The organism is Achromobacter sp. GbtcB20, from assembly GCF_019091095.1.
Taxonomy (GTDB): domain Bacteria; phylum Pseudomonadota; class Gammaproteobacteria; order Burkholderiales; family Burkholderiaceae_B; genus Achromobacter; species Achromobacter mucicolens.
The window spans coordinates 1-338 of sequence record NZ_JAGXJZ010000345.1 but is presented as its reverse complement, the minus strand read 5'-3'; the positions used below and the strand labels follow the sequence as shown (position 1 = coordinate 338).

General features: G+C 60.9%; 1 protein-coding gene. It reads right to left on the bottom strand.

Features of this window, described 5'->3' with window-relative positions; translation table 11 throughout:
* A partial coding sequence (locus tag KVT32_RS29265) for a conjugal transfer protein TraG N-terminal domain-containing protein (RefSeq protein WP_217619336.1) occupies positions 1–338 on the bottom strand: 338 nt, incomplete at both ends.

The following is a 338-nucleotide window of genomic DNA, read 5'->3' as shown; positions in this document are numbered from 1 at the left end:
CGGCGCCCTTGCTGCCGTCCGACAACCCCTGAATGGCATGTCCCGCCCGAATTCCAACCCAGGTCAGGCTTGCCAGCCAGAATCCTGGCAGCACCAGGAACATCGTGCCCGCGACGAACATCAAGAGCATGTCGCCGAACGCATTGTTCAGCCCCACCAGCGGGTCGAAGTTCGTGTGTGGCCGGTTCCAGCCAAAGCCCCAGCCATAGAGCGCATCGAGGATAGTGCTGTCGATCCAGCGAGCGAGCTGGAACCAGAAATCCATGAAGAACAGCGCGAATTGCACGACGCTGACCGTGACGACCGTCTTCAGGTCATAGGTGCCCACGACCAGCACG